Here is a 24,846-nt window from a genome sequence, read left to right as displayed (position 1 = left end):
CCTTTTGAACGGCAAATGGTCGTCGTACCACACGGGTCCCGCCGTGTCCGGCAGAATCAGTCGCGGGGATCGACTGCTGCCGGCGCGGACCGACGTCACGGTGGTTCAATCCGTGTGAACAACTGAGACATTGGCCGCGGGCAGCAGCAATATCCGACCACCCGTCAGCGCTGTGAGCGCTTGTTCACGCAACCGTAATTCGCGTCACGAACACGTCACCGACAGACATTCGGACGCAACAACGGCCGCTTAATGTTCGCCCCACGAATACACCTCTGTATACGTGGGGCGGATACATGTCCCGGGTTGCGGAGGTCCACCAAGTCCTCCGACGGAAAGGCCCGTAGATGCGCACCTTCTCCAAGCGCGCCCTCGCTGCACCGACCGCGCTCGCCGCCATCGGGCTCGTGCTGACCGGTTGCGGCAGCAAGGCGTCCGACACGGCCGGCGAGTCCACCGCGGCGTCCTGTGTGGACACGTCCGGGGACACGATCAAGGTCGGGTCTCTGAACTCGCTGTCCGGCACCATGGCCATCAGTGAGGTGACCGTCCGGGACTCGATCGCACTCGCGGTCGACGAGATCAACAACTCGGGCGGCGTGCTCGGCAAGAAGATCCAGATCGTGGCCGAGGACGGCGCCTCGGAGCCCACCGTGTTCGCGGAGAAGGCCGAGAAGCTCATCAGCAGCGATTGCGTCGCAGCCGTGTTCGGCGGCTGGACGTCGTCGAGCCGCAAGGCGATGCTGCCGGTGTTCGAGGACAACAACTCGCTGCTCTACTACCCCGTGCAGTACGAGGGGCTCGAGGACTCGAAGAACATCTTCTACACCGGCGCGACCACCAACCAGCAGATCGTGCCCGCTCTCGACTACCTGAAGGAGAAGGGCGTCAAGTCGCTGTACCTGGTGGGTAGCGACTACGTGTTCCCGCAAACGGCCAACCGCATCATCAAGGCGTACGCGGAGGCCAACGGCATCGAGATCAAGGGCGAGGACTACACACCGCTCGGCTCCACCGACTTCTCGACCATCGTCAACAAGGTCCGCTCCGCCGACGCGGATGCCGTGTTCAACACCCTGAACGGCGATTCCAACGTCGCCTTCTTCCGCGAGTACGCGAACGTCGGCCTGAAGCCCGCCGACATGCCCGTCGTGTCGGTGTCGATCGCCGAGGAGGAGGTCGGCGGCATCGGCGTCCAGAACATCGAAGGTCAGCTGACCGCATGGAACTACTACCAGACCATCGACACGCCGGAGAACAAGAAGTTCGTCGACGCGTACAAGGCCCGGTACGGCGCGAACAAGCCGACGTCCGACCCGATGGAAGCCGCGTACACGTCCGTGTACCTGTGGAAGAACACTGTCGAGAAGGCGAACTCCTTCGCCACCAAGGACATCCAGGACAACGCGGACGGTGTCACGTTCGCCGCGCCGGAGGGACTGGTCACCATCGACGGGTCCAACCATCACATCACCAAGACCGCGCGCATCGGTGAGATCCGCGGCGACGGCCTGATCTACACGGTCTGGGATTCGGGCACCCCGATTCAGCCGGACCCGTACCTGAAGTCCTACCCGTGGGCCGAGTCGCTGGGGTAGCTGGAACACGGTCCGACGAGCACGAGGGAAGAGAGAGGACATACATCGATGGATGTAGTGATCGGACAGCTGTTCACCGGGTTGAGTATCGGATCGATCCTGTTGCTCGCGGCGCTGGGGCTGTCGTTGACGTTCGGCCAGATGGGCGTCATCAACATGGCGCACGGCGAATTCATCATGGCCGGCTCGTACACGGCCTACGTGGTGCAGCAGGTGGTGTCGAGCGCGACCGGTTCTCTGTTCATTTCTCTGCTCGTCGGTTTCGTGGTCGGTGGTGCGATGGGCGTCCTGCTCGAGGTGACACTCGTGAAGCGGATGTACCACCGGCCGCTGGACACGCTGCTGGTGACGTTCGGTGTGGGACTGATCCTGCAGCAACTGGCCCGCGACGTCTTCGGGGCGCCCGCCGTCAACGTCGCCGCACCGGGCTGGCTGTCCGGCGGGGTGGAGATCCTGGGCGCGGTGGTCCCGAAGACGCGGCTGTTCATCCTGGTGCTCGCCGTCGTGGCCGTCGTCGCGCTGTCGCTGGCGATGCAGAAGTCGTCGATGGGACGCCGCATCCGCGCCGTTGTACAGAACCGCGACCTCGCGGAGACGAGCGGGATCTCCAGTCGCCGAACCGATGTGACGACGTTCTTCATCGGTTCCGGGCTGGCGGGCGTCGCGGGTGTGGCGCTGACCCTGATCGGCTCGACGAGCCCGACCATCGGCCAGAGTTACCTCATCGACGCGTTCCTGGTGGTCGTCGTCGGCGGCCTGGGCCAGATGAAGGGTGCGGTGATCGCCGCGTTCGCGCTCGGCATCCTCAATTCGTTCGTCGAGTACTCGACCACGGCGTCGATCGCCAAGGTCATCGTGTTCGTGGTCATCGTGGTGTTCCTCCAGGTTCGGCCGCAGGGCCTGTTCGCCGTCAAGACGAGGAGTCTCGTATGAGCATCCTGACGAGTGGCCGCTACCGCGCGCGGGCGGGATTCGCGCTGGCCGCGCTGCTTCTGTTCGTTCTCGCCCCCGCGGTCCTCAGCGACTTCCGGCTGAGTCTGCTCGGCAAGTTCCTGTGCTTCGCGATCGTCGCGGTCGGGATCGGCCTCGCCTGGGGCCGCGGCGGCATGCTCACGCTCGGCCAGGGTGTGTTCTTCGGACTGGGCGCGTACATGATGGCGATGCATCTGAAGATCGCCGACGCCGAACTCCGCGGCGACACCGTGCCCGACTTCATGCAGATCGCGGGCATCCGGGAACTGCCGGGCTACTGGGTGCCGTTCACTTCGCCGATCGTGACGATCCTGGGAATCCTCCTGGTCCCCGCGTCGGTGGCGTTCGTCCTCGGCCTCGGCGTGTTCAAGCGCCGCGTCAAGGGCGCGTATTTCGCGATTCTCAGCCAGGCACTCGCCGCCGCGTTCGCCATCCTGCTGGTGGGTCAGCAGAGCACCGGAGGAAGCAACGGCCTCAACCGGTTTCGCACGTTCTTCGGTTTCAACCTGAACGATCCGGCCAACAAGCAGATGCTGTTCTTCATCGCCGCAGGCGTGCTGCTGGCCGTCGTCGCCGTCACCCGGCAGCTGATGAACAGCCGGTACGGTGAACTGCTCGTCGCCGTCCGGGATCAGGAGGAGCGGGTGCGCTTCCTCGGGTACGACCCGGCGAACATCAAACTCGTCGCCTACGTGACGGCAGCATTCTTCGCAGGCCTCGCCGGTGCGCTGTTCGTGCCGATCGTCGGCATCATCTCCCCCGCCGACGTCGGGATCGTCCCGTCGATCGCGTTCCTGATCGGGGTGGCCATCGGCGGACGCGCCACGCTCCTCGGCCCCGTCCTCGGCGCGATCGGGGTGGCGTGGGCGCAGAGCGCCTTCTCGGAGTCGTTCCCGTCCGGCTGGATCTACGCGCAGGGTCTGCTGTTCATCGTGGTAGTCGGATTCTTCCCCGCAGGTGTCGCGGGACTGTTCGCGCTGCTGAAGCGCAAGCAGAAGGCCGCGTCCGAGCAGCAGCCACGGCCCGGTCCGGAGGACGAGACCGAGGCGGCGGAACGAATGGAGATGGCGCGATGACGATTCCCACCACAACCAGGGAGCCGGTGCTCGGCGGCAACGCCGGAATGTCCAGCGAGTACCTCGAGGTCCGGGACCTGCGGGTCAGCTTCGACGGCTTCAAGGCGGTCGACGGCGTCGACCTCACCCTGATGCAGGGCGATCTGCGGTTCCTGATCGGCCCCAACGGCGCGGGCAAGACCACGCTGGTCGACGCCATCACCGGGCTCGTCCCCGCGACGGGATCGGTCACGAAATCCGGCGTCGAGTTGATCGGCAAGAAGGTGCACCGCATCGCCCGGCTCGGCGTGGGCCGCACGTTCCAGACGGCGAGTGTGTTCGAGGAACTGTCGGTGCTCCAGAACCTCGACATCGCCGCGGGCGCGGGCCGCTCCGCGCTCACCCTGCTGCGCCGCCGCAAGACGGTGCTCCCCGCGATCGAGGAGGCGCTCGACATCACGGGTCTCGGCAAGCTCCGCGACACCCCGGCCGGAATCCTCGCGCACGGGCAGAAGCAGTGGCTCGAGATCGGCATGCTCCTCGTGCAGAACTGCTCGGTCCTGCTGCTCGACGAGCCAGTGGCGGGCATGAGCCACGAGGAACGCGAGGAGACGGGAAACCTGCTGCGCCGCATCGGCGGTGAACGGACCGTCGTGGTGGTCGAGCACGACATGGACTTCATGCGCGCGTTCGCGACCTCGGTGACGGTGTTGCACGCCGGGAAGGTGCTGAGCGAGGGAACGGTCGAGCAGGTGCAGGCCGATCCCCGTGTGCAGGAGGTGTACCTCGGGACCGCCGCGGCGGGCGCCGCCCCCGAGTTGCAGCCCGACGTTTCGAAGGAGGACAGCGATGCTCGAGCTTGACGACGTCCGGGCCGGGTACGGCCGAACCGAGGTGATCCACGGAGTGTCGCTGACGGTCCCGTCGGACGGGGTCGCCGCGGTGATGGGACACAACGGCGCAGGCAAGACCACGCTTCTCCGGGCCGCGGTCGGACTGATCAAGGTGAATTCCGGGCGGGTGCTGTTCGACGGCGAGGACGTCACGGCGCTGCGGCCCAGCGCCCGGGTGGCGCGCGGCCTCGCGTACGTGCCGCAGGGCCAGCAGTCGTTCGGTCAGCTGACGACCGCGGAGAACCTGCAGGTGGTGGCGGACGGCCGCAAGCGCGGCAAGGAACTCGTCGGCGAGGCGCTCGACCTGTTCCCGGCGCTGCGCGGCCTGCTCGACCGGCGCGCCGGTCTCCTCTCCGGGGGCCAGCGTCAGCAACTCGCCATCGCGCGGGCGCTGATCACGGAACCGAAGATGCTGATCCTCGACGAACCGACGGAGGGAATCCAGCCGTCCGTCGTGACGGAGATCGAACGCACGATCATGGAACTCACCCGCCGCGGCGGCCTCGGAGTCCTGTTGGTGGAACAGCACATCGGGTTCGCGCTCGAATCCGCCGAGCGCTACTACGTCCTCGAGTCCGGGCGGGTCACGTCGTCCGGCGACGGCGGCGCCGCACCCGATTCCGACGTCCGGACCGCGGTCTCCGACGTCCGCGCGGCGATGGCGATCTGATGGCCCGCCGAGAACCGGCCGGTTCCCTCAGCGACCACGTGTACCTGTCGCTGCGCACCGATCTGATGAGCGGCCGGATCCCGCCGGGACAGCGGCTCGGCGAGGAGCGTCTCGCCGACACCTATGGAGTGTCGCGGACACCGGTGCGGGAGGCCCTCGCCCGGCTCCTCGCCGACGGACTCGTCCAGCGCGACGTCGGCGGACTGTTTCCGTACCGCCCCCGCATCGACGAACTGGCCGGACTGTACGAACTGCGCATCACCCTCGAGCTTCAGGGAATCGCCCGGGTCCGTGCCGACGAGTCGCTGTCGCACGACCCGGACGTTCTGGGACCGGAACTCGAGCGGTGGTACGCGCTGCGGAAGGAGAACCCCGAGCCGGATGCCGGATTCGTCGCGCTCGACGAGCAGTTCCACACGGTGCTACTGCGGTCGGCCGGAAACCGGGCGCTGTCCGATGCGCTCGTCAGCGTGAACGCGAAGGTTCGGCCGGTCCGGATGTTCGACTACCTGACCCCCGACCGCATGAGCGCGACCGTCGACGAGCACATCGCGGTGGCCGAGTTCGCACTCGACGGCAAGCTCGATACCGCGTACGACACACTGCTCGCGCACATCAGCGAGTCGCGGGAGGTGGTGATCGAGCGCGCGGAACAGGCGCTTTCCCTCGCGCGGATGGCCTGGGCGATCCGTGATTGAGACAGTTGTCCAACTCGGTGGGACGTTGTTGTTTGTTTGTTGTGGGAACTCGCTTCATTTGACGTCCTCCCGGCCGTGAACGGCCGGGATTCCTTCTGCGCCGCTGCGCGCCGCTGGGGTGGGTTCCTGTTTCACTGGGGCTCGCTTCCCTCTAGGAGGGAAGGCTGACGGCCCCTCCGCAGGCGTTTAGCCACTCCGCACGTCCTGCGGCGTGGATGTTCTTCGCGGCGTTGACGTCGCGGTCGTGAACCGCGTCGCACGCCGTGCATGTCCACTCCCGGATCGAGAGCGGTTTCGGGCCGCCCCGGACCCCACATCGGGAGCAGATCTGCGACGACGGATAGAACCGGTCCACCTTGACGAAGGTGCGCCCGTAGCGGGCGGCTTTCTCCTCCAGCATGCGGGTGAACATCCCCCACCCGGCGTCGTGTACCGATTTCGCCAACCGTGTCCGCGCCAGCCCCCGCACGCACAGATCCTCGACGAACACCGCTTGGTTCTCGCGGATGATCGCCGTGGAATGCTTGTGCGCCCAGTCCCTGCGGGCGTCGGACACTCTGGCGTGGGCCTTCGCGACGCGAAGACGTGCCTTGACCCGGTTGTTGCTGCGCCGAGCTTGCGTTCGGCACGGCGCAGGAACTTCGGCGAGCTGATCGTCTCGCCGTTCGACAGCACCGCGAACGTCGCCAACCCGAGGTCGATCCCGACCTCCGCATCGACCGGCGGCAGCGGTTCGTCGGTCGTCTCGACCACGAACGACGCGAAATACCGGCCCGCCGCATCCTTGATGATCGTCACCGACGACGGTTCCGACGGCAGATCGCGGGACCAGGCGACCTCCACCTCGCCGACCTTCGCCACGTACAGCTTCCCGTTCGGTCGGATCGAAAACCCGTTGCGGGTCAGACGGATCGTCTGCCGATTGTCCCGGCGGGACCGCAGCCGCGGCGCGCCGACCATGCGGCCCTTCCGTTTCCCGGAGAGCGAGTCGAACCAGTTTCGGTACGCCCGCCGCGCGTCCTGGCACGCCTGCACCAGCACCACCGAGGCGACCTCGCCCAACCAGGCCCGCTCCGGAGTCTTTTTCGCCGCGGTGACCACCTGCTTCTGTACGGCGGTATCCGACAGGCTCACCCCGGCCGCATACGCGTCTTGGCGGATGCGCAGGCAGTCGTTGAACACCACCCGTGCACACCCGAACGACCGGGCCAGCATGTCCTGCTGACCGGGCGTCGGATAGACGCGGTACTGGTATCGCAACTGCACACCCACAGAATATCATTGGTCTATGGTTTCTGAACCGGAATACAGACGTGGCCGCTCCGTTTTTGCCGCCCTACACGTCCACTTGGTCTTTGTTACCAAGTATCGGAAGGGAGCCCTTACCGACGAGATGCTGACCACCTGCGAACAGGTGATGCGCAGCGTGTGCGACGACTTCGGTTCCCGGTTGGTCGAGTTCGACGGGGAGGGCGACCACGTGCACCTGCTGATCGACTACCCTCCGACCATCCAAGTCTCGAAGCTGGTGAACAGCCTCAAAGGCGTCTCCGCACGCCGCCTGCGCGACCAGTATCGCGAATGGGTGAACCGGCACTCCATGAACGGGCACCTCTGGTCCCCGAGCTACTTCGCCGCATCGTGCGGCGGGGCACCGATCTCGATCATCCGGCAGTACATCGAGCAACAGCGGCGACCGCCCCGCGCTCCCGGCAGGCCGAAGTCGATGCGCTCCCACGAAAATTAGGTGACCACCGCGGGTGAGGACAGGGGTCGGTGACCCGCCGGGATTACGACGGGTTGACCGGGTCCGGCGGTGGTGGGTTATGCGGTGTCGGCGAGTGGTTCGAGGATGACGCGGTAGCCGAGTGCCTCGAGCTGGCCGACCGCGCGGGCCCTTGTCTTGGTGGGGGTGCGTCGGGTGAAGTAGTCGGCCCCGGGATCGCGGTAGAGGTCACCGTTGGTGAGCATGTTCCAGGCGGCGACGAGCATCGCATGCTCGACGGCGACGAGCGCCTTCATCGGATCCCGGTGGGATGCGATCCGCTTGTACTTGGCCGAGAAGTAGGTGCCCTTCGAGCGGGACACGGACAGCGCTGCGGTCCCGAGGGCACCCTTCAGGTGCCGGTTGCCGGGCCGGGTCTTGGTCGACTTCACCCGTCCCGCGGACTCGTTCGAGCCGGGTGCGGTCCCCGCCCACGAGGCCAGATGACCGGCGGTCGGGAACACGCTCATGTCGCCGCCGGTCTCGGCGAGGAACACCTCAGCGACGACCGTCGAGAAACCCGGGATGCTGATCAGCAGGTCCCGGGCCGCGCGAAAAGGCTCGATCGCCTCCGCGATCCGGTCATCGAGCTCACCTAGAGCCTGCCCGTACTGGTCGATCAAAGTCAGGTGCATGCGGATCAAGAACCCGTGATGGGCGGTGAACCGTCCGGTCAGCGCCTCGGTCAAGGCCGGGATCTTCACCCGCAGCCGCCGTTTCGCGAGATCCGCCATCGCCGCCGGATCGTCGGATCCGTCGATGAGGGCCTCCAACATCAACCGACCGGAGACACCCATGATGTCGGTGGCGACCGAGGACAGTTTGATCCCGGCGTCCTCGAGGACCTTCTCGATCCGCTGCACCGCCCTGCCGCGGTCGCGGGTCAGCGCGGTGCGAGCGCGGGTGAGATCACGCAGCCGGCGGATCGGAGGCGGCGGCACCAGTGATCCTCGCAGCAGCCCGTGCGCGCCCAGGTCGGCCAGCCAGGCAGCGTCGGAGACGTCGGTTTTGCGGCCTGGCATGTTCCGAGCGTCGTGGGCGTTGACCAGCATCACCGGCAGCGTGTCCTCGAGCAGGTAGTAGTAGGGCTTCCAGTACTCGCCGGTGGCCTCCATCACCACACAGGTGACCTTCTCGGCCAGCAAATGCTCACACAACGCCAGGATCTGGTTGGTCATCGCACCCCAGGTCGTCACCGTCGCGTTCGTCGGCCTCCTCCCGGAGCCCTGGATCCGGACACATACCTTCGCGTCCTTCTTCGAAATGTCGATTCCCGCGCACCGCGGGTGCACCACTTCCATCACCGATCACTCCCTCGCCCTTCATGTGCGACACTGCCCGTTGCAGGCGTGCGCGTTGAGGGGAGGGCGGGATGAAAACAGAACTCTCCCACTCGTGCTCGAAGGCAACAATCCACGGTTCCCGCGGATGAAGATTGGCCCTCCGCCACCATGCTGACACGCAGGCTCACCGGCACCACAGACGGATCGGGGTCGACCACAACACGCACCCTGAAATCGTGCGCCTCCGCCGCGACGCAGGCCAGGGGTGACCACCCGCCCAGGTGAGATCAACGCCCAGATTTTCCGTCCCCACGGAGGGGCCAGCGAAGCGCCCCTGAATTGCTCCCACGAAAATTAGGTGACCACCGCGGGTGAGGACAGGGGTCGGTGACCCGCCGGGATTACGACGGGTTGACCGGGTCCGGCGGTGGTGGGTTATGCGGTGTCGGCGAGTGGTTCGAGGATGACGCGGTAGCCGAGTGCCTCGAGCTGGCCGACCGCGCGGGCCCTGGTCTTGGTGGGGGTGCGTCGGGTGAAGTAGTCGGCCCCGGGATCGCGGTAGAAGTCGCCGTGGGTGAGCATGTTCCAGGCGGCGACGAGCATCGCGTGCTCCACCGCCACGACTGCCTTCATCGGCCCCCGATGCGCGGCGATGCGCCGGAACTTCGCCGAGAAATAGGTTCCCTTGGAGCGGGAGACGGCGAGGGCGGCGGCGGGCGAGGGCGCCCTTGAGATACCGGTTTCCGGGCCAGGTCTTCGTGGATTTCACCCGACCGGCCGACTCGTTGGACCCCGGTGCGGCGCCCGCCCACGAGGCCAGATGCCCGGCGGTGGGGAACACCCGCATGTCACCGCCGGTCTCGGCGATGAATATCTCGGCGACGGTCGTCGAGAAGCCCGGATGCTGATCAGCAGGTCCCGGGCCGGCCGAAAAGGTGCCATGGCCTCGTCGATGCGGGCCGAGAGCTTGTCGATGTCGGCGGTGTGGGCGTCGATCCGGCCTGGGAACAGCCGGGTCATGAACGCGTGGTGGGCGCTGAAATGCCCGGTCAGGGCCTCGGTCAACACCGGAATCTTCGACCGCAGTCGTCCCTTGGCCAACTGGGAAAGTTGGACCGGATCGTTACGGCCGTCGATGAGCGCCTCGAGCATCAACCGCCCGGAGACCCCGGTGACATCGGTGGCGACGGAAGACAGTTTGATCCCCGTGTCCTCGAGCAGCTTTTCGAGTCGTTGGATCTCCCGGGTCCGCTCGTGGGTGATCATGGTGCGGGCGCGGGTGAGATCGCGCAGCACACGAATCGGTTCCGGTGGCCCGAACGAGGCCCTGACCAACCCGTGCGCCCCGAGATCGGCCAGCCAGGCGGCATCGGAGACATCGCTCTTGCGGCCGGGCACGGTCCTGACGTCATGGGCGTTGACCAGCATCACCTCGAGGAGTTCCTCGAGCAGGTAGTAGAACGGGCGCCAGTAGTTGCTGGTGGCTTCCATCACCACGCAGGTGACCTTCCGCTCGAGTAGGTGCTCGCGCAGGGCGAGGATCTGGTTGGTCATCGCGCCCCACGTCGTCACCGTGGAGGAGGTGCGTCTGTTGCCGCGGCCCTGGATCCGCACGCACACCTTCGCGTCCTTCTTGGAGATGTCGATTCCCGCGCATCGCGGGTGCACCACGTCCATCACCGCCACCGATCCCGGGCTGGGCCCGATACGTATCTGGTTGTATGGGTGCGTGTTCCGGGGAGGGCGGGGATAGAAACAGGACTCTGACACTCGTGCTCGAAGGCAACAGTCCACGGTTCCCGCGGACGACGAACTGTGCCCTCCGCCACCAAACTAATCCACAGGCTCACCGGCACCATAGAGCATCCGGGGTCGACCGAAACACCCCTCAAGTATCCCCCAACCAGCACCGACCCCACCGGACTGCGGCCGTGACGATCACCGGCAAACCACGCACTCACGGTGACCGACCGCCACATTTCCCCTCACCACGGCGGAGCAGCGCCCCTGGAGAACTAATCCGGCCCTGAAGGACCGGGATTGCGCGCTACGCTCCGCGGTCACGCACTCTCGAAGAGAATCTGGTCGGACGTCGCGTCCTGATCACCGGCTCGGCCCGGGGAATCGGCGCCGGACTCGCCAGACGACTTCACGAGCGGGGCGCCCACGTCGGGCTGCTCGGCCTCGAACCCGAACTCCTCGAACAGACTGCCACCACCTGCGGCCGGGCGCCGTGGCGCCGGTGCGACATCCGCGACCGGCGTGCCGTCGAGGACTCGTTCGACTACCTCACCGACCGGCTCGGCGGCCTCGACGTCGTCGTCGCGAACGCGGGCGTGACACCCCCGGCGCACATTGTCGCGGGTGATCCGGAAGTGATGCGCTACGCCATCGAGGTCAACGTGCTGGGGACGTACCACACGCTGCGGGCCGCGGGGCCGTACATCGGGCATCGCAACGGATACGCGCTGGTCGTGGCATCGTCGACGGCATTCGACCCGCTGCGTGGCGTCCACAGCGCGACGAGAGGCGGCGCCGAGGAACTCGGCGAGGCGCTGCGGGAGGAGTTGAAGCCGTTCGGGACCCGGGTCGGCATCGCCCGGCTCGGCGAGATCGACACCGATCGCACCCTGATCGGTTTCGACGGCGTCGCGGTCCCCGCACCCCGCGGCAGCGCACTCGCCCGGACGTCCTCGATCACGGTGGCGGTCGACGCGCTCGAACGGGGAATCGCGGGACGGAAGAACCGGATTTCCGCGCCGTCCCGGGTACCCGGGACGGATTCTGTGCGTATGCTCGCACTCCGGGCCCTCCCACATCGGGGCCTCGCATCTCGGGCGACCGAGATGACCCGGTCGATCGAACTACGCACGCACGCAACCGTTCCTGCCAGGGGGCGAGTAGAAGGAGAGGGGGCGGCGTGACCGCACGCATTCCACCGGGACGTCTGAAGGAACTCGGCCCCGTCAACTGGGTGCTGTGGCGCGTCATCTCCCGCGTCGCCGGCGTCCCGGACGCGCATCTGTTCAGCACGGTGGGCCACACGGGGGGTCTCTTCCGCGCGTGGCTGCACTACTCCGGCAAGCTGATGCCGGGCGGAAAGATCTCCCGCCACGAGACCGAACTGATCATCCTCCGGGTGGCGCACCTGCGGAAGTGCGGCTACGAGATGGACCACCACGTGCGCCTCGGACGCCGGGCCGGCGTCACCCCGGCGCTGCTCGAACAGGTGCTGGAAGGTCCCGACGCGGAAGGCTGGGACGCGCGCCGCCGCGCCATCCTCACCGCTGTCGACCAACTCGTCACCACCGACAATCTGGACGATGCCACGTGGTCGGCGCTCGGCGTGTACTTCGACGATCGCCGGCTGATCGAGTTCTGTTTTCTGGTGACCCAGTACGACGCCCTGGCCACCACCATCGGGACGCTGAGGATCGAACGCGACTACTCCTAGGTTCCGCACAGCGCAGAGAACGCAGAGAAGAGGAACGGCTGCATGACCTCCGCCACCGAAGACGTCCGTTCCGAGAAGGGTCTGGCGCGGGTTGCGCAGTCGCTGGCCGGGTGGACGGAGAAGTGGTTTCCGGACGCCTACGTCTTCGCCCTCGTCGGTGTCTTCGTCGTCGCGGTGGCCGCACTGGCCAACGGTTCGTCTCCGCAGGAAGTGGTGGACGCGTTCGGCGACGGGTTCTGGGATCTGACCGCGTTCACCCTGCAGATGGCGATGGTGGTGCTGACCGGGTACGTCGTCGCGACGTCCCCACCGGTGGCCCGGCTGATCGACCGTCTGGCGACGGTGCCCGGGACTGCACGCAGCGCAGTCAGTTTCGTGGCCTTCCTGTCCATGTCGGTCTCGTTCCTGAACTGGGGGCTCAGCCTGGTGTTCGGCGGGCTGCTGGCCCGGGCGATCGCGCGCCGAACCGATCTGCGGGTGGACTACCGCGCTCTGGGCGCGGCGGCCTTCATGGGCCTCGGCGCGGTGTGGGCGCTCGGCATGTCGTCCTCCGCCGCCCAACTCCAGGCCACCGCCGCGTCCCTGCCGCCGGCGCTGCTGACGATCACCGGCGTCCTCGACTTCGGGACCACGATCTTCACGTGGCAGTCGCTGCTGATGTGCGTGATCATCATCGCCCTGACCGTGGTGATCGCCCACTTCTCGGCGCCGAGGGGCGCCGCCGTCACCACCGCCCACGACCTGGAGGTGGACCTCGACGACCGGCCGAAGGACGTCCCGCCTCGATCGCGACCGGGAGAGTGGCTCGAGTACAGCCGGATCCTGCCGATACTGGCCGGTCTGATGACGTTGGGATGGCTCGTCTCTCAGCTGGCGACCAAACCCCTGCTCACCGTCGTCAGCAGCCTGAACGGCTATCTGCTGGTCTTCCTCATGCTGGGGCTGGTGCTGCACGGGACGCCGCGTAAATTCCTGCAGGCCGTCGCCCTGGCCGTCCCGGCCACGGCAGGCATCCTGGTCCAGTTTCCGCTGTATGCCGCGATGGCCGCGATCCTCACCAAGGCCGAGGGCAGAAACGGCCTCACCATCTCGGAGCACCTGGCCGAGTTCTTCACGAACATCGGCAGCGGCGGAGCGTTCACCGTCGTCATCGCCCTCTACACCGTCGTGCTGGGCCTGTTCGTGCCGTCCGGCGGCGGAAAGTGGCTGGTCGAGGCACCGTACGTCATGCAGTCGGCCACCGACGTCGGGATGAACCTGGGCTGGACGGTCCAGGTGTACAACGTCGCCGAGGCGCTGCCGAACCTGATCAACCCGTTCTTCATGCTGCCGCTGCTCGCGGTGCTGGGGCTCAGGGCACGCGATCTGGTGGGATTCACGTTCCTGCAGTTCATGTTCCACCTGCCGGTGGTCCTGCTGCTGGTGTGGCTGCTCGGCACGACGTTCGACTTCGTCCCCCCGGTGCAGCCCTCGACACCGTGAGAGGTGTTACTAACCCACGCTTTACTTCGAGAAATCTCGGTGAAACACCCCGTCCTTAGCGTATACAACCATGTCCACAGGGATGAATACGCCGCCGATCGAGTACTCCTTCGACACCCTGCTCGTCGCGAACCGGGGCGAAATCGCCTGCCGCATCATGCGAACCGCGCATCTTCTCGGACTGAAGACGGTTGCGGTGTATTCCGACGCCGATTCCGCGGCCGCGCACGTCGAGATGGCCGACGTCGCCGTCCGGCTGGGCCCGGCTCCCGCCCACGAGTCGTATCTGCGGGCCGACGCCGTCGTGGAGGCCGCACTCGCCACGGGCGCAGGCGCGATTCATCCCGGGTACGGGTTCCTGTCGGAGAACGACGCGTTCGCCGCGGCGGCGGAATCCGCGGGCATCGCGTTCGTCGGTCCCACTCCCGAACAGTTGCGCACGTTCGGGAACAAGCACACGGCACGCGAGGCCGCACGCGCCGTCGGCGTCCCGCTCGTCGCGGGCAGCGGGCTCCTCGACTCCGCGGACGCCGCCCTGTCCGCGGCTTCCGAGATCGGTTATCCGGTGATGATCAAGGCGGTCGGCGGCGGTGGCGGCATCGGGATGCAGGCGTGCTTCGACGCCACGGAGCTCCGCGAAGCCTACGACCGCGTCCAGCGCCTCGCCCAGGCAAACTTCTCCTCGTCGGGGGTGTTCCTGGAACGCTTCGTGGCCCGCGCCCGGCACATCGAGGTGCAGGTGTTCGGTGACGGCCACGGCCGCACGCTCAGCCTCGGCACCCGCGACTGCTCGCTGCAGCGCCGCAATCAGAAGGTGGTCGAGGAGGCGCCGGCGCCCGGACTCTCCGACGAGGTGGTGGAGCGACTGCTGGCCGCGTCCCGCGGTCTCGCGTCCTCGGTGAACTACCGGTCGGCCGGAACCGTGGAGTTCGTCTACGACGTGGACCGCGGTGAGGCGTCGTTCCTCGAGATGAACACCCGACTGCAGGTGGAGCACCCGGTGACCGAGGAGGTCACCGGGGTGGATCTCGTCGAGTGGATGCTGAGGCTCGCCCGCGGCGACGGTTCCATGCTGGACGGGCTGCCCGACTCCGGACCCGAGATCAGGGGAACCGCCGTCGAGGCCCGCATCTACGCCGAGGACCCCGGCCACGACTACCGTCCCAGCGCCGGACGCCTCACGGGTGTGGAGTTCCCGGCTCACACGCGGGTGGAGACGTGGGTCGACACGGGCACCGAGGTGAGCGCCTTCTACGACCCGATGCTGGCGAAGGTGATCACCCGCGGGCACCGGCGCACGGCGGCGTTCGCCGCCCTCGCGGAGGCGCTCGCCGACACCCACATCTACGGAATCCAGACCAACCTTCCCCAGCTCCGGCGGATCTGCGTCGCCGACACCGTTCTGGACGCCGCGCACACCACGCAGTCGCTGGCCGATCTGCGGGCCACCGGGCGTCGCGTCGACGTCCTCCGTGCGGGAACCATGACGACGGTGCAGGACCATCCGGGCCGGATCGGCCTGTGGGAGGTCGGAATTCCCCCGTCCGGGCCGATGGACGACCTGTCGTTCCAGCTGGTCAACACGGCGGTCGGCAATCCGGCCGGCGCACCGGGGCTCGAATGCACCCTGCAGGGGCCGCGCCTGGTGTTCTCGGATGCCACCGTGATCTGCGTGGGCGGCGCCGATGCCCCCGTCACCCTCGACGGCGAGCCGATCCCTCTGTGGCACCCGGTGGAAGCGCCGGCCGGATCCGTACTCGACGTCGGCACTCCGGCGGACACGGGTCTGCGCACGTACGTCGCGTTCCGGGGCGGGATCGACGCCCCGCTGTATCACGGCAGCGCAGCCACGTTCACGCTCGGCGGGTTCGGCGGCATCACGGGTAAGGCCGTCGCCACGGGCGATGTGCTAGGCCTGTTCGACGACTCGCTGTTCGAGAACACGACGGGTCTCGGCGCGCCGCATCCCGTCCCGGAGGACTCGATCCCGGAGTTCACGCACGTGTGGCATCTCGCCGTCACCGAGGGACCGCAGCCGGCGCCCGCCTACTTCACCGATTCCGACATGGCGCAGTTCTACGACACCAGCTGGAAGGTCCAGACCCACGCGAACCGGACCGGACTCCGGCTCGACGGCCCCAAGCCGGTGTGGTCGAGAACCGACGGCGGCGACGCCGGACTGCACCCGTCGAACCTGCACGACAACGCGTACAGCGTCGGAGCCCTCAACGTCTCGGGCGACACTCCGATTCTGCTCGGACCCGACGGGCCGAGCCTCGGCGGCTTCGCGTGCCCGCTCACCGTCGCCAAGGCCCACCGGTGGAAGCTCGGGCAGATCCGGCCCGGCGACAGCGTGCGGTTCGTCGCGGTCTCCGACGACGGTGCGGACTCACTGCGTTCTTCGGATTCGTCTCGCAGACTGGATGTTCCGCCCGCGGTGACCCGGTCGTCGAACAGCGACGGCGGGGTGCTGCACCGCATCGCGCCGATTCTGGACCGACCGGAGGTCGCGTACCTGCGCGCCGGCGACGACAACGTCCTCGTCGAATACGGGGACCGGGAACTGGATCTCGGACTCCGCATGCGCGTCCACGCGTTGTCGGAGGCGCTGGTCCGGCGCCGCGTCCCGGGCGTCATCGACATCACGCCGGGTGTCCGGTCGCTTCACCTGCACTTCGACGCCGACCGCCTCCCGGCCGGGAGGCTGCTGGACGTCCTCCAGGACATCGAGGAACTGCTGCCGGCGACGCACGATCTGGTGGTGCCGAGTCGCACGGTCCGGTTGCCGTTGTCGTTCGACGACCCGTCCATCGCGGAGGCCATCGACCGCTACCGCAGCGGGGTCCGCGACGAGGCGCCATGGCTGCCGTCGAACACCGAATTCATCCGGCGGATCAACGGATTGGGCAGCGTCGACGAAGTCCGGGACGCCGTGTTCGACGCCGAATACCTGGTACTGGGGCTCGGCGACGTCTACCTCGGTGCACCGCTGGCCGTGCCCCTCGACCCGCGGCACCGCCTGGTCACCACCAAGTACAACCCGGCCCGCACCTGGACGCCATCCGACGCCGTCGGGATCGGCGGCAAGTACCTGTGTGTCTACGGCATGGAGTCGCCGGGCGGCTACCAGCTGATCGGGCGCACCGTCCCGATCTGGTCGGGCTACCGGCAGCACCGCCCGTTCGACGAGGGCAAACCCTGGATGTTCCGGTTCTTCGACCGCATCGTGTGGGAACCCGTCACCCCGGAGCAGTTGCGCGAGTACCGCGCGCAGGCGGTGGCCGGGCGGTTCGACGCGGAGATCTCCGACGGCACGTTCGCGTTCGCCGACCATCTGAAGTTCCTGCAGGACAACGCCGAATCCATCGCCGAGTTCGACGCCCGGCAGTCCGCGGCGTTCGAGACCGAGAAGTCGGCGTGGCGCGCGTCGGGCGAATTCGACCGTGTCGAACAGGTCACCGCACCCGAGCCGGCCGCGCGCGGCGACTTCCCGCCGGGCGCCGTCGTCGTCGAGGCGCCGATGGTCGGCAGCGTGTGGCGCGTCGAGGTCGAGGCCGGGCAGCGCGTCGAAGCGGGCCAGAACGCCGTGGTGCTCGAGGCGATGAAACTCGAGATGCCGGTCGCGTTCACCTCGCCGGGCGCCGTCCTCGAAGTCCTCGTGTCACCGGGCGCGATCGTCGAACCGGGCACCCTTCTCGTCGTGATTGGAGCAGAAAACTGATGACTGTCGATGCCGTGAACCGCGGACAGGCCGCCCTGTCCCCCACCGCCCGGGTCGAGGACGCCTTCCGGCGGATCGCCGAGGTGGACCGCCCGGAGGTGTGGATCACCCTCCGGCCCGCCGAGGACGTCCACGCCGATGCCGTTGCCGTGCAGGCCCGTCTCGACGCCGGCGAGCACCTGCCCCTGGCCGGGAAGGTCGTGGCGGTCAAGGACAACATCGACGTCGCCGGACTCCCGACGTCGGCCGCGTGCCCCGAGTTCGCCTATCTCCCGGACGTCACCGCGAGTGCCGTGCGCCGCCTGGTCGACCAGGGCGCTGTCGTACTCGGGAAGACGAACCTCGACCAGTTCGCGACCGGACTGGTCGGGACACGCAGTCCGTACGGCGCCGTCCGGTGCTCGTGGGACCCCGAACGTGTGTCGGGCGGATCCAGCTCGGGTTCGGCGGTGGCCGTCGCCCTCGGCATCGCCGACATCGGAATCGGCACCGACACAGCGGGATCCGGCCGGGTCCCGGCGGCGTTCAACGGCCTCGTCGGAATCAAGGCGACACTCGGCGTCATCCCCGCCGACGGGGTCGTTCCGGCGTGCGTCGACTACGACTGCGTCACCGTCTTCGCCACTGAACTCGACACGGCGGTGACTGCCGCCCGCATCATGTCTGGCCCCGCGACCGCGGACCCGCGCAGCCGTGCGTGGCCGTCCGACGTCCGGCTCGCCGCGCCCGCGCATGCACGCGTCGCGATTCCCACGGAAGCAAATCTCGCCCTGCTGACGCCGGAGTACCGCGCGGCGTTCGCCGACACGGTCGCGTCGTTGACGGACCGCGGGTTCGCCGTCGAGGCGGTCGACATCTCCCCGCTGCTCGATGCCGCCCGGTTGCTGTACGACGGCGCCGTCGTCGCCGAGCGGTACACCGCCGTCGGGCAATTCCTCGACACGGCACCTGCGGGTGCCGATCCTGTGGTCACCGCCATCGTCGAGTCGGCGCGCAAGCCCGCGGGCCACGAGTTCGCCGCCGACCTCGACACGCTCACCCGCGTCAAGGCGCAGACGCGGGATCTGCTGGCCGGTTTCGACGGACTCCTGCTGCCCACCACCACCGAACACCCGACCATCGCTGCCGTGCAAGCGGATCCGATCGGCATCAACCGGCGGATGGGCACCTACACGAACTTCTGCAACCTGCTCGACATGGCGGCGGTCGCCGTCCCGGGTGTCCCGACCGCCGCCGGCGAACCGTTCGGGGTCATGTTCGTGGTGCCGGCGTTCGCCGATCAGGTGGCCGTCGACCTCGCCGCCCGGCTGCTCGGCGCGCCCGCGCCCACCCTCGTCGAGGAGGGGGTGGAACTGGCCGTGTTCGGCGCGCACCTGCGCGGGCAGCCCCTGCACTTCCAACTCGAGGACATCGGGGCACGCTACGTCGACACCGTCACCACCACCGACGCGTACCGGCTCACCGCGCTCGACACCACCCCGCCCAAGCCCGGCCTTGTGCGCCGCGGTCCCGGCGCGGGCTCCCCGATTTCCGGGGAACTGTTCCGCGTGTCCGCTGCGGGGCTGGGTAGCTTCCTCGCGGCGCTGCCCGCCCCGATGGCCCTGACGAGCGTCGAATTGTCCGACGGCCGCGCCGTGGTGGGCTTCAGCTGCACCCACGACGCGGTCGACGGGGCCACGGACATCACCGAGTTCGGCAGCTGGGTTGCTTACGCCCGTGAGTACTTCTTAACCGCCCGACGTTAAGAAGTACTCACGGCGAGGGCGGTGGCGGCAGGGGTCGAGTTGCGGCCGATCAACCTCTGCAGGTCGCCGCTCTCGGTGTCGAGAGCGCCGATGGCCACGCCCGCATCCGAATCGGCGAGCATACTCGCGATCGGTGCGGGCAGTCCGGCACCCTCGAGCGCCGCGGCGTACTCGGCCTGCGGAAGGTCCTTGTACGACACCGGCTTTCCGATGACGGAGGAAATGACGTCCGCCAGTTCGCTGTACGTCAGGCGCTCGTCGCCGCCGAGTTCGTAGACCTTGCTCGCCTGCCCGTCGGAGAGCAGGACGGCGGCGGCCGCCTCGGCGTAGTCCTTGCGGGCGGCAGCGGCGACGACACCGGTCCCGGCACTCCCGAACAGCGCACCGGTCTCGCCCGCCGCGGGAATGCTGCCGAGGTAGTTCTCCCAGTACCAGCCGTTGCGGAGCAGCGCGAAGTCGATCCCGGACTGTGCCAGCCGATCCTCGGTGGCGCGGTGTTCCACGGCCAGACCGATCGTGCTGTTCTGCGCGTCGAGAACGCTGGTGTAGGCGACGAAGCCGACCGCGGCGGCCTTCGCGGCATCGATCACGTTGGCGTGCTGGGCAACCCGCTGTCCGACCTCACTGCCGGAGACGAGCAGTAGCTTGTCGACGCCGGCGAATGCGGTCTCGAGCGCGGCGCGATCGCTGTAGTCGGCCTGCCGGACCTCGACTCCCCTGTCCGCGAGGTCTGCTGCCTTGGCCGGGGTGCGGACCACGGCGACGATGTCGGCGGCGGGTGTCCCCTTGTCGAGCAGTGCCTCGACGACGAGCCTGCCGAGGTGTCCGGTTGCTCCTGTGACGGCGATGGTCATGACGAACTCCTAGCGCGTAGTGGTGCGAGTTGACTGTTCAAGCTCACTTTCCATCATGCACTAATTTTTCGTAAGTGCAAATACTTCAGTAAGTGCTTCCTCTTCGTCGGATACACTGGACGCATGTCCGAGCCCGCTCACCCAGCACAGGAAAGCGAAGACCGCACCCTCGAAGCGGACGTCTTCGCGCGCAACTGCGCGTCTCGCGAGACCCTGCAGACCGTCACCGGCCGCTGGGGTGTGCTCGCGCTCGCGGCACTGACCGAGGGAAACTACCGATTCAGCGCACTCCGCCGACGCGTCGACGGCGTCAGCGAACGCATGCTGTCGCAGACACTGCAAGCACTCGAACGAGACGGCCTCGTGGTTCGCGACGTGCTCGAGGCCATCCCGCCGAAGGTCGAATACAGCCTTACGCCGCTCGGCGCCGAGGTCGGTTCACGCCTGATCGACCTGATCGAACTGGTCGAATCGCGCGTACCCGACGTTCTGGCAGCGCAAGAAAGGTACGACGCCGGTCGCGGCGTCAGCTGAGTTCGTCGAGGTCGGACTCTTCGTCGACGATGTGGACCGCGGCCTCCTCCGCCGACGCCGCTCCCCCGTCGATTCCGATGTCGAAAGCAACGAGATCCTTCTCCTCGTCCTCCCCCACACCCTCGTCCTCGGCGAGAAGCCGCCCCGAACGCTGCCGTCCGACCTCGTTGTCATCGAGGATTTCCACGTTCTCGTCCTCCTCGAACGCCGGATCCGGTTCCTCCTCCGCAAGCCGCTGATCGAGGGTCTCGCCTTCGCGCTGCTCGGCCGCCGTCGTTCCGAATGCGTTCAGCCCGAGCGGCTTCTCCGGAGGCGAATACCCCTCGTCGAGAACGTCGTCCACACCTCGGTCGACCAACGTGTCCTCCGGCTGCAGCTGGTCCTCTTCGTCCAGGCTGTACTCGCCCTCGGATCCTTCTGGCGTGCTGTCCGGCATGGTCATCTTCCCCACGATGCCATCGCTGCGGGCAGTTCGCCATCGGATCGCGGAACGGATCCGCCCGGAAACGACGAGGACCCGCACAGAGACTGTGCGGGCCCTCGTCGGTGTTCGGGTCAGAAGTTGATCATGTGTCCGGCGAGGCCGTGGATGGCCTCCTGCAGGGCTTCGGACAGCGTCGGGTGCGTGTGCACGTTGCGGGCCAGCTCGTTGACCGTGAGGTCCCACTTCTGCGCGAGGGTGAGCTCGGGCAGCAGCTCGGAGACGTCGGGGCCGATGAGGTGGCCACCGATCAGCTCGCCGTACTTCGTGTCGGCGATCAGCTTGACGAAGCCGGTGGCGTCGCCGAGGCCGTGCGCCTTGCCGTTGGCGGCGAACGGGAACGTCGCGACCTTGATGTCGTAGCCCTCGTCCTTGGCCTGCTGCTCGGTCAGACCGAAGCTGGCGACCTGCGGCTGGCAGAACGTCGCCCGCGGCATCATCCGGTAGTCCTCGATCGGCAGCGTCTCGGCGCCGGCGATCGTCTCGGCGGCCACCACGGCCTGCGCCTCGGCGACGTGCGCCAGCTGCAGCTTCATCGTGACGTCACCGATGGCGTAGATGTGCGGCACCGACGTCTGCATGGTGTCGGTGATGCCGATGGCGCCGCGGTCGGTGAGCTGCACGCCGGTCTTCTCGAGGCCGAAGCCCTCGACGCGGGGTGCGAACCCGACGGACTGCATCACCTTGTCGACGACGACCGACTCGGTCTCGCCGGACTTGTTGTTCTTGATCGAGACGGTGACCTTGGAGCCGTCGTCGTCGATGCTCTGCACGGCGGCACCGGTGATGACCTTGACGCCGAGCTTCTTGTACTGCTTCTCGATTTCCTTGGAGACGTCCGCGTCCTCGTTGGGCAGCGCGCGGTCGAGGAACTCGACGATGGTGACGTCGACCCCGTAGTTCTTCAACACGTACCCGAACTCCATGCCGATCGCGCCGGCACCGACGATGAGGATCGATCCGGGCAGCTCCCGGGTCATGATCTGCTCTTCGTAGGTGACGACGTTCGTGCTCAGCTCGGTGCCGGGCAGCAGCTTGGTGGTGCTGCCGGTGGCGATGATCGCGTTGTCGAACGTGATCGTCTCGGTGCCGCCCTTGGTGAGCGCGACCTCGATGGTGTTGGCGTCGGTGAAGGTGCCCTTGCCGTCATACTCGGGGATCTTGTTCTTCTTCATCAGGAAGTGGATGCCCTTGACGCGGCCCTCGGCAACCTTGCGGCTGCGGTCGAACGCGGCGCCGAAGTCGAAGGACGCCTCACCCGAGATACCGAACAACTTGGCCTCTTTTGTGAAGAGATGCGCAAGTTCGGCATTGCGGAGAAGAGCCTTCGAGGGGATGCAGCCCACGTTCAGGCACACACCACCCCAGTACTTCTGCTCGATGATGGCAGTGCTCAGTCCGAGTTGTGCCGCGCGGATAGCAGCGACGTACCCACCGGGACCGGCTCCGAGGACAACGACGTCATAGTGTGAGGTCACGGTTGTTCAGGGTAGTCCCGTCCCGATTCGCTGTCTCCACGCGGTCGCGTTACCCGCGGGTAGCCTCATCCGTCACACCTTTCCCGCCGCGACCAGGCACGACACCGCCTGCAAGAATGGCGCCATGACGGATCCCTTCCTCTGGCTCGAAGATGTCACCGCGGAACGGTCACTCGACTGGGTGCGGGAACGCAACGCCCGCACGCTCGCCGAGTACACCGAGAACGCCGGGTTCTCCGCGCTGGAGAGCCGGATCCTGGACGTGCTCGACACGGACGACCGGATCCCCTACGCGGGCATGCGCGGCGAGTACCTCTACAACTTCTGGCGCGACGGCGAACACAAGCGCGGCATCTGGCGGCGCACCACCCTGGAGCAGTACCGCACCGACAACCCCGACTGGGACGTCCTGCTCGACGTCGACGCACTCGCCGAACGGGAGGGCGAGAACTGGGTGTGGGCAGGCGCCAGCGTGCTGCGACCCGAGCAGTCACGTGCCCTGCTGTCGTTCTCGCGCGGCGGCGCCGACGCGTCCGTGGTGCGCGAATTCGACCTCGAGACGCGCGAATTCGTCGGCGGCGACCACGCATTCGACGTGCCCGAGGCGAAGACCAGCATCAGCTGGATCGACAAGGACACCGTGTACGTCGGGACCGACTTCGGCGAAGGCTCGATGACCGACTCCGGCTACCCGAGAATCGCGAAACGCTGGCATCGCGGCACCACGTTCACCGAGGCGGTCACCGTCTTCGAGGGCGAGACCACCGACGTGTCCGTCGGCGCGTCGTACGACGACACCCCCGGGTACGAGCGGCACTTCGTCGGCCGGTCGATGGACTTCTACAACTCCGAACGCTACGAACTGCTCCCCGACGGGTCGAAGGTCCGGATCGACACCCCGGACGACGCGGGTTCGTCCGTGTACCGCGAGTGGCTGACCATCCGTCCGCGCACCGACTGGGAGGTGAACGGCACCGTCTACCCGGCCGGGTCGCTACTCGTCGCGAACTACGTCGACTTCCTCGCCGGGTCCCGCGAGCTGACGCCGCTGTTCACCCCGGACGAGCACACGTCCCTCGAACAGGGAACGTGGACCAGGAACCACCTCCTCCTCGTGCGACTATCGGACGTGCAGACCAAGCTGTCGGTGCTCACGCCGAACGACACCGGGTGGGAGGAGAAGCCTCTCGACGGTGTCCCGGAACTCACGGCGAGCGGGATCATCAGCACCGACCCACGCACCGGCGACGACTTCTTCGTCAACTCCAGCGGATTCACCACGCCTGCGACGCTGCTGTACGGCTCCGTCGGTGGTGCGCTCGAACCCGTCAAGCAGGCGCCCTCGTTCTTCGACGCGGACGGCATGTCGGTGTCGCAGCACTTCGCGGTGTCCGACGACGGAACCGAGATCCCCTATTTCGTGGTGCGCCGCGACGACGTGACCGGACCCTGCCCCACCATGCTGTACGGGTACGGCGGCTTCGAGAACTCGATGGTCCCCGGGTACAGCGGGTCGGTCGGGTTCGCATGGCTCGAACGCGGCGGCGCGTACGTGGTCGCGAACATCCGCGGCGGCGGCGAGTACGGCCCGTCGTGGCACACCCAGGCGGTGCGGGAGGGCAGGCACAAAGCGTTCGAGGACTTCGCCGCGGTCGCCCGCGACCTCGTGGCCCGGGGTATCACCACGTCGAAGCAGCTCGGAATCCAGGGCGGCAGCAACGGCGGGCTGCTCATGGGCGTCATGCTCACCCGCTACCCGGAACTGTTCGGCGCGATCGTGTGCCAGGTCCCGCTCCTCGACATGAAGCGGTACCACCTGCTACTCGCCGGGGCGTCGTGGATGGCCGAGTACGGCGATCCGGACAACCCGGACGACTGGAAGTTCATCAGCGAGTACTCGCCGTATCAGAACACCGACGCGGCGGCGGACTACCCGCCGATCCTCGTCACCACCTCCACCCGCGACGACCGCGTCCATCCCGGGCATGCCCGCAAGATGGCGGCGCTGCTCGAAGAGCAGGGCCACGAGATCTGGTACTACGAGAACATCGAGGGCGGGCACGGCGGGGCCGCGGACAACGCGCAGGCCGCGTTCAAATCGGCGCTCACGTTCACGTTCCTGTGGGAGCAGCTCACCCGTTGACCCCCACCTGTGAGTACTTC

18 protein-coding genes and 2 pseudogenes are annotated in these 24,846 nt (G+C 67.4%); 14 read left to right on the top strand and 6 right to left on the bottom strand.

From position 1 onward, the window contains the following. The first annotated feature begins 347 nt into the window (after nt 1-347). From urtA to BLV94_RS36310, 6 genes are read left to right on the top strand one after another with little or no spacing between them, the layout of a single operon-like run. Nucleotides 348-1,598, top strand: a complete 1,251-nt coding sequence (gene urtA / locus BLV94_RS36335) for an urea ABC transporter substrate-binding protein (protein WP_072939619.1) — start codon at nt 348-350, stop codon at nt 1,596-1,598. A 48-nt stretch (nt 1,599-1,646) separates the two neighbouring features. Beyond that, complete coding sequence (gene urtB / locus BLV94_RS36330) at nt 1,647-2,531, top strand: urea ABC transporter permease subunit UrtB (RefSeq protein WP_012689050.1); 885 nt, start codon at nt 1,647-1,649, stop codon at nt 2,529-2,531. Further along, nucleotides 2,528-3,646 carry an urea ABC transporter permease subunit UrtC gene (urtC, locus tag BLV94_RS36325; protein ID WP_072939616.1) on the top strand — a complete coding sequence of 373 codons (1,119 nt, stop codon included), beginning with the start codon at nt 2,528-2,530 and terminating at the stop codon, nt 3,644-3,646. Before urtB ends, urtC begins: the two co-directional genes overlap by 4 nt. Continuing rightward, entirely contained in the window at nt 3,643-4,488 is an 846-nt protein-coding gene (gene urtD / locus BLV94_RS36320) for an urea ABC transporter ATP-binding protein UrtD (RefSeq protein WP_072939613.1), read from the top strand. The genes urtC and urtD overlap by 4 nt, the downstream gene beginning before the upstream one ends. Next, nucleotides 4,475-5,188: an urea ABC transporter ATP-binding subunit UrtE gene (gene urtE / locus BLV94_RS36315; RefSeq protein WP_072939610.1), complete on the top strand. Its 714-nt coding sequence runs from the start codon at nt 4,475-4,477 to the stop codon at nt 5,186-5,188. The genes urtD and urtE overlap by 14 nt, the downstream gene beginning before the upstream one ends. Next, complete coding sequence (locus BLV94_RS36310; RefSeq protein ID WP_072939608.1) at nt 5,188-5,886, top strand: GntR family transcriptional regulator; 699 nt, start codon at nt 5,188-5,190, stop codon at nt 5,884-5,886. Before urtE ends, BLV94_RS36310 begins: the two co-directional genes overlap by 1 nt. A gap of 151 nt (nt 5,887-6,037) precedes the next feature. Here BLV94_RS36310 and BLV94_RS36305 read toward each other — a convergent pair. After that, nucleotides 6,038-7,101 (bottom strand): annotated as a pseudogene (locus BLV94_RS36305) (RNA-guided endonuclease InsQ/TnpB family protein). Between the two features lie 73 nt (nt 7,102-7,174). Here BLV94_RS36305 and tnpA point away from each other — a divergent pair. Further along, nucleotides 7,175-7,633: an IS200/IS605 family transposase gene (gene tnpA, locus BLV94_RS36300; protein ID WP_074933905.1), complete on the top strand. Its 459-nt coding sequence runs from the start codon at nt 7,175-7,177 to the stop codon at nt 7,631-7,633. 77 nt (nt 7,634-7,710) lie between these two features. Here tnpA and BLV94_RS36295 read toward each other — a convergent pair whose 3' ends face one another. After that, nucleotides 7,711-8,952: an IS110 family RNA-guided transposase gene (locus tag BLV94_RS36295; RefSeq protein ID WP_072951796.1), complete on the bottom strand. Its 1,242-nt coding sequence runs from the start codon at nt 8,950-8,952 to the stop codon at nt 7,711-7,713. A 417-nt stretch (nt 8,953-9,369) separates the two neighbouring features. Then, a pseudogene (locus BLV94_RS36290) lies at nt 9,370-10,611 on the bottom strand (IS110 family RNA-guided transposase). A gap of 362 nt (nt 10,612-10,973) precedes the next feature. Between BLV94_RS36290 and BLV94_RS36285 the strand changes: the two are divergent. The 5 genes from BLV94_RS36285 to atzF all read left to right on the top strand — a co-directional run bounded on the left by BLV94_RS36285 (nt 10,974) and on the right by atzF (nt 19,336). Next, on the top strand, nt 10,974-11,858 hold the full coding sequence (locus BLV94_RS36285; protein WP_072948412.1) for an SDR family NAD(P)-dependent oxidoreductase: 885 nt from the start codon (nt 10,974-10,976) through the stop codon (nt 11,856-11,858). Further along, nucleotides 11,855-12,388 (top strand): carboxymuconolactone decarboxylase family protein, encoded by a 534-nt coding sequence (locus tag BLV94_RS36280; protein WP_072948413.1) that lies wholly within the window; start codon nt 11,855-11,857, stop codon nt 12,386-12,388. The genes BLV94_RS36285 and BLV94_RS36280 overlap by 4 nt, the downstream gene beginning before the upstream one ends. 42 nt (nt 12,389-12,430) lie before the next feature. Beyond that, nucleotides 12,431-13,870, top strand: coding sequence for a short-chain fatty acid transporter (locus BLV94_RS36275; protein WP_072948415.1), 1,440 nt, complete (start codon nt 12,431-12,433; stop codon nt 13,868-13,870). Nucleotides 13,871-13,940: 70 nt separating this feature from the next. Continuing rightward, entirely contained in the window at nt 13,941-17,591 is a 3,651-nt protein-coding gene (gene uca / locus BLV94_RS36270) for an urea carboxylase (protein ID WP_072948417.1), read from the top strand. Beyond that, nucleotides 17,591-19,336, top strand: coding sequence for an allophanate hydrolase (gene atzF / locus BLV94_RS36265; RefSeq protein WP_072948419.1), 1,746 nt, complete (start codon nt 17,591-17,593; stop codon nt 19,334-19,336). Before uca ends, atzF begins: the two co-directional genes overlap by 1 nt. On the opposite strand, the gene BLV94_RS36260 is transcribed toward atzF, so the two are convergent. Then, complete coding sequence (locus BLV94_RS36260; protein ID WP_072948421.1) at nt 19,333-20,190, bottom strand: SDR family oxidoreductase; 858 nt, start codon at nt 20,188-20,190, stop codon at nt 19,333-19,335. The genes atzF and BLV94_RS36260 overlap by 4 nt on opposite strands. 123 nt (nt 20,191-20,313) lie before the next feature. Here BLV94_RS36260 and BLV94_RS36255 point away from each other — a divergent pair, with 123 nt between their 5' ends. Continuing rightward, on the top strand, nt 20,314-20,724 hold the full coding sequence (locus BLV94_RS36255; protein WP_072948422.1) for a winged helix-turn-helix transcriptional regulator: 411 nt from the start codon (nt 20,314-20,316) through the stop codon (nt 20,722-20,724). On the opposite strand, the gene BLV94_RS36250 is transcribed toward BLV94_RS36255, so the two are convergent. Together BLV94_RS36250 and lpdA are read right to left on the bottom strand one after the other, a co-directional pair. Next, nucleotides 20,717-21,166, bottom strand: a complete 450-nt coding sequence (locus tag BLV94_RS36250; protein WP_072948528.1) for a DUF5709 domain-containing protein — start codon at nt 21,164-21,166, stop codon at nt 20,717-20,719. The two genes, BLV94_RS36255 and BLV94_RS36250, sit on opposite strands and share 8 nt — an antisense overlap. A gap of 113 nt (nt 21,167-21,279) precedes the next feature. Then, nucleotides 21,280-22,683 (bottom strand): dihydrolipoyl dehydrogenase, encoded by a 1,404-nt coding sequence (gene lpdA, locus BLV94_RS36245; RefSeq protein WP_072948424.1) that lies wholly within the window; start codon nt 22,681-22,683, stop codon nt 21,280-21,282. A 67-nt stretch (nt 22,684-22,750) separates the two neighbouring features. Here lpdA and BLV94_RS36240 point away from each other — a divergent pair, with 67 nt between their 5' ends. Next, the gene (locus tag BLV94_RS36240; protein ID WP_255315034.1) at nt 22,751-24,826 is read left to right on the top strand and encodes a prolyl oligopeptidase family serine peptidase; all 2,076 of its coding nucleotides are present in this window, start codon (nt 22,751-22,753) and stop codon (nt 24,824-24,826) included. Nucleotides 24,827-24,846 lie beyond the last annotated feature (20 nt).

The sequence above is a fragment of the Rhodococcus koreensis genome, from assembly GCF_900105905.1.
In the GTDB taxonomy this organism is placed as follows: domain Bacteria; phylum Actinomycetota; class Actinomycetes; order Mycobacteriales; family Mycobacteriaceae; genus Rhodococcus_F; species Rhodococcus_F koreensis.
Note: the sequence above shows the minus strand (reverse complement) of the source record. Positions and strands in the feature narration are given on the sequence as shown.

What these genes read in the sequence shown, in the direction of transcription:
- BLV94_RS36275 (WP_072948415.1), top strand. Translation starts at nt 12,431, where the DNA reads ATGACCTCCGCCACCGAAGACGTCCGTTCCGAGAAGGGTCTGGCGCGG.
- BLV94_RS36260 (WP_072948421.1), bottom strand. Translation starts at nt 20,190, where the DNA reads ATGACCATCGCCGTCACAGGAGCAACCGGACACCTCGGCAGGCTCGTC.
- BLV94_RS36295 (WP_072951796.1), bottom strand. Translation starts at nt 8,952, where the DNA reads ATGGAAGTGGTGCACCCGCGGTGCGCGGGAATCGACATTTCGAAGAAG.
- urtC (WP_072939616.1), top strand. Translation starts at nt 2,528, where the DNA reads ATGAGCATCCTGACGAGTGGCCGCTACCGCGCGCGGGCGGGATTCGCG.
- urtD (WP_072939613.1), top strand. Translation starts at nt 3,643, where the DNA reads ATGACGATTCCCACCACAACCAGGGAGCCGGTGCTCGGCGGCAACGCC.
- tnpA (WP_074933905.1), top strand. Translation starts at nt 7,175, where the DNA reads ATGGTTTCTGAACCGGAATACAGACGTGGCCGCTCCGTTTTTGCCGCC.
- urtA (WP_072939619.1), top strand. Translation starts at nt 348, where the DNA reads ATGCGCACCTTCTCCAAGCGCGCCCTCGCTGCACCGACCGCGCTCGCC.
- urtE (WP_072939610.1), top strand. Translation starts at nt 4,475, where the DNA reads ATGCTCGAGCTTGACGACGTCCGGGCCGGGTACGGCCGAACCGAGGTG.
- BLV94_RS36255 (WP_072948422.1), top strand. Translation starts at nt 20,314, where the DNA reads ATGTCCGAGCCCGCTCACCCAGCACAGGAAAGCGAAGACCGCACCCTC.
- atzF (WP_072948419.1), top strand. Translation starts at nt 17,591, where the DNA reads ATGACTGTCGATGCCGTGAACCGCGGACAGGCCGCCCTGTCCCCCACC.
- BLV94_RS36250 (WP_072948528.1), bottom strand. Translation starts at nt 21,166, where the DNA reads ATGACCATGCCGGACAGCACGCCAGAAGGATCCGAGGGCGAGTACAGC.
- urtB (WP_012689050.1), top strand. Translation starts at nt 1,647, where the DNA reads ATGGATGTAGTGATCGGACAGCTGTTCACCGGGTTGAGTATCGGATCG.
- BLV94_RS36310 (WP_072939608.1), top strand. Translation starts at nt 5,188, where the DNA reads ATGGCCCGCCGAGAACCGGCCGGTTCCCTCAGCGACCACGTGTACCTG.
- uca (WP_072948417.1), top strand. Translation starts at nt 13,941, where the DNA reads ATGTCCACAGGGATGAATACGCCGCCGATCGAGTACTCCTTCGACACC.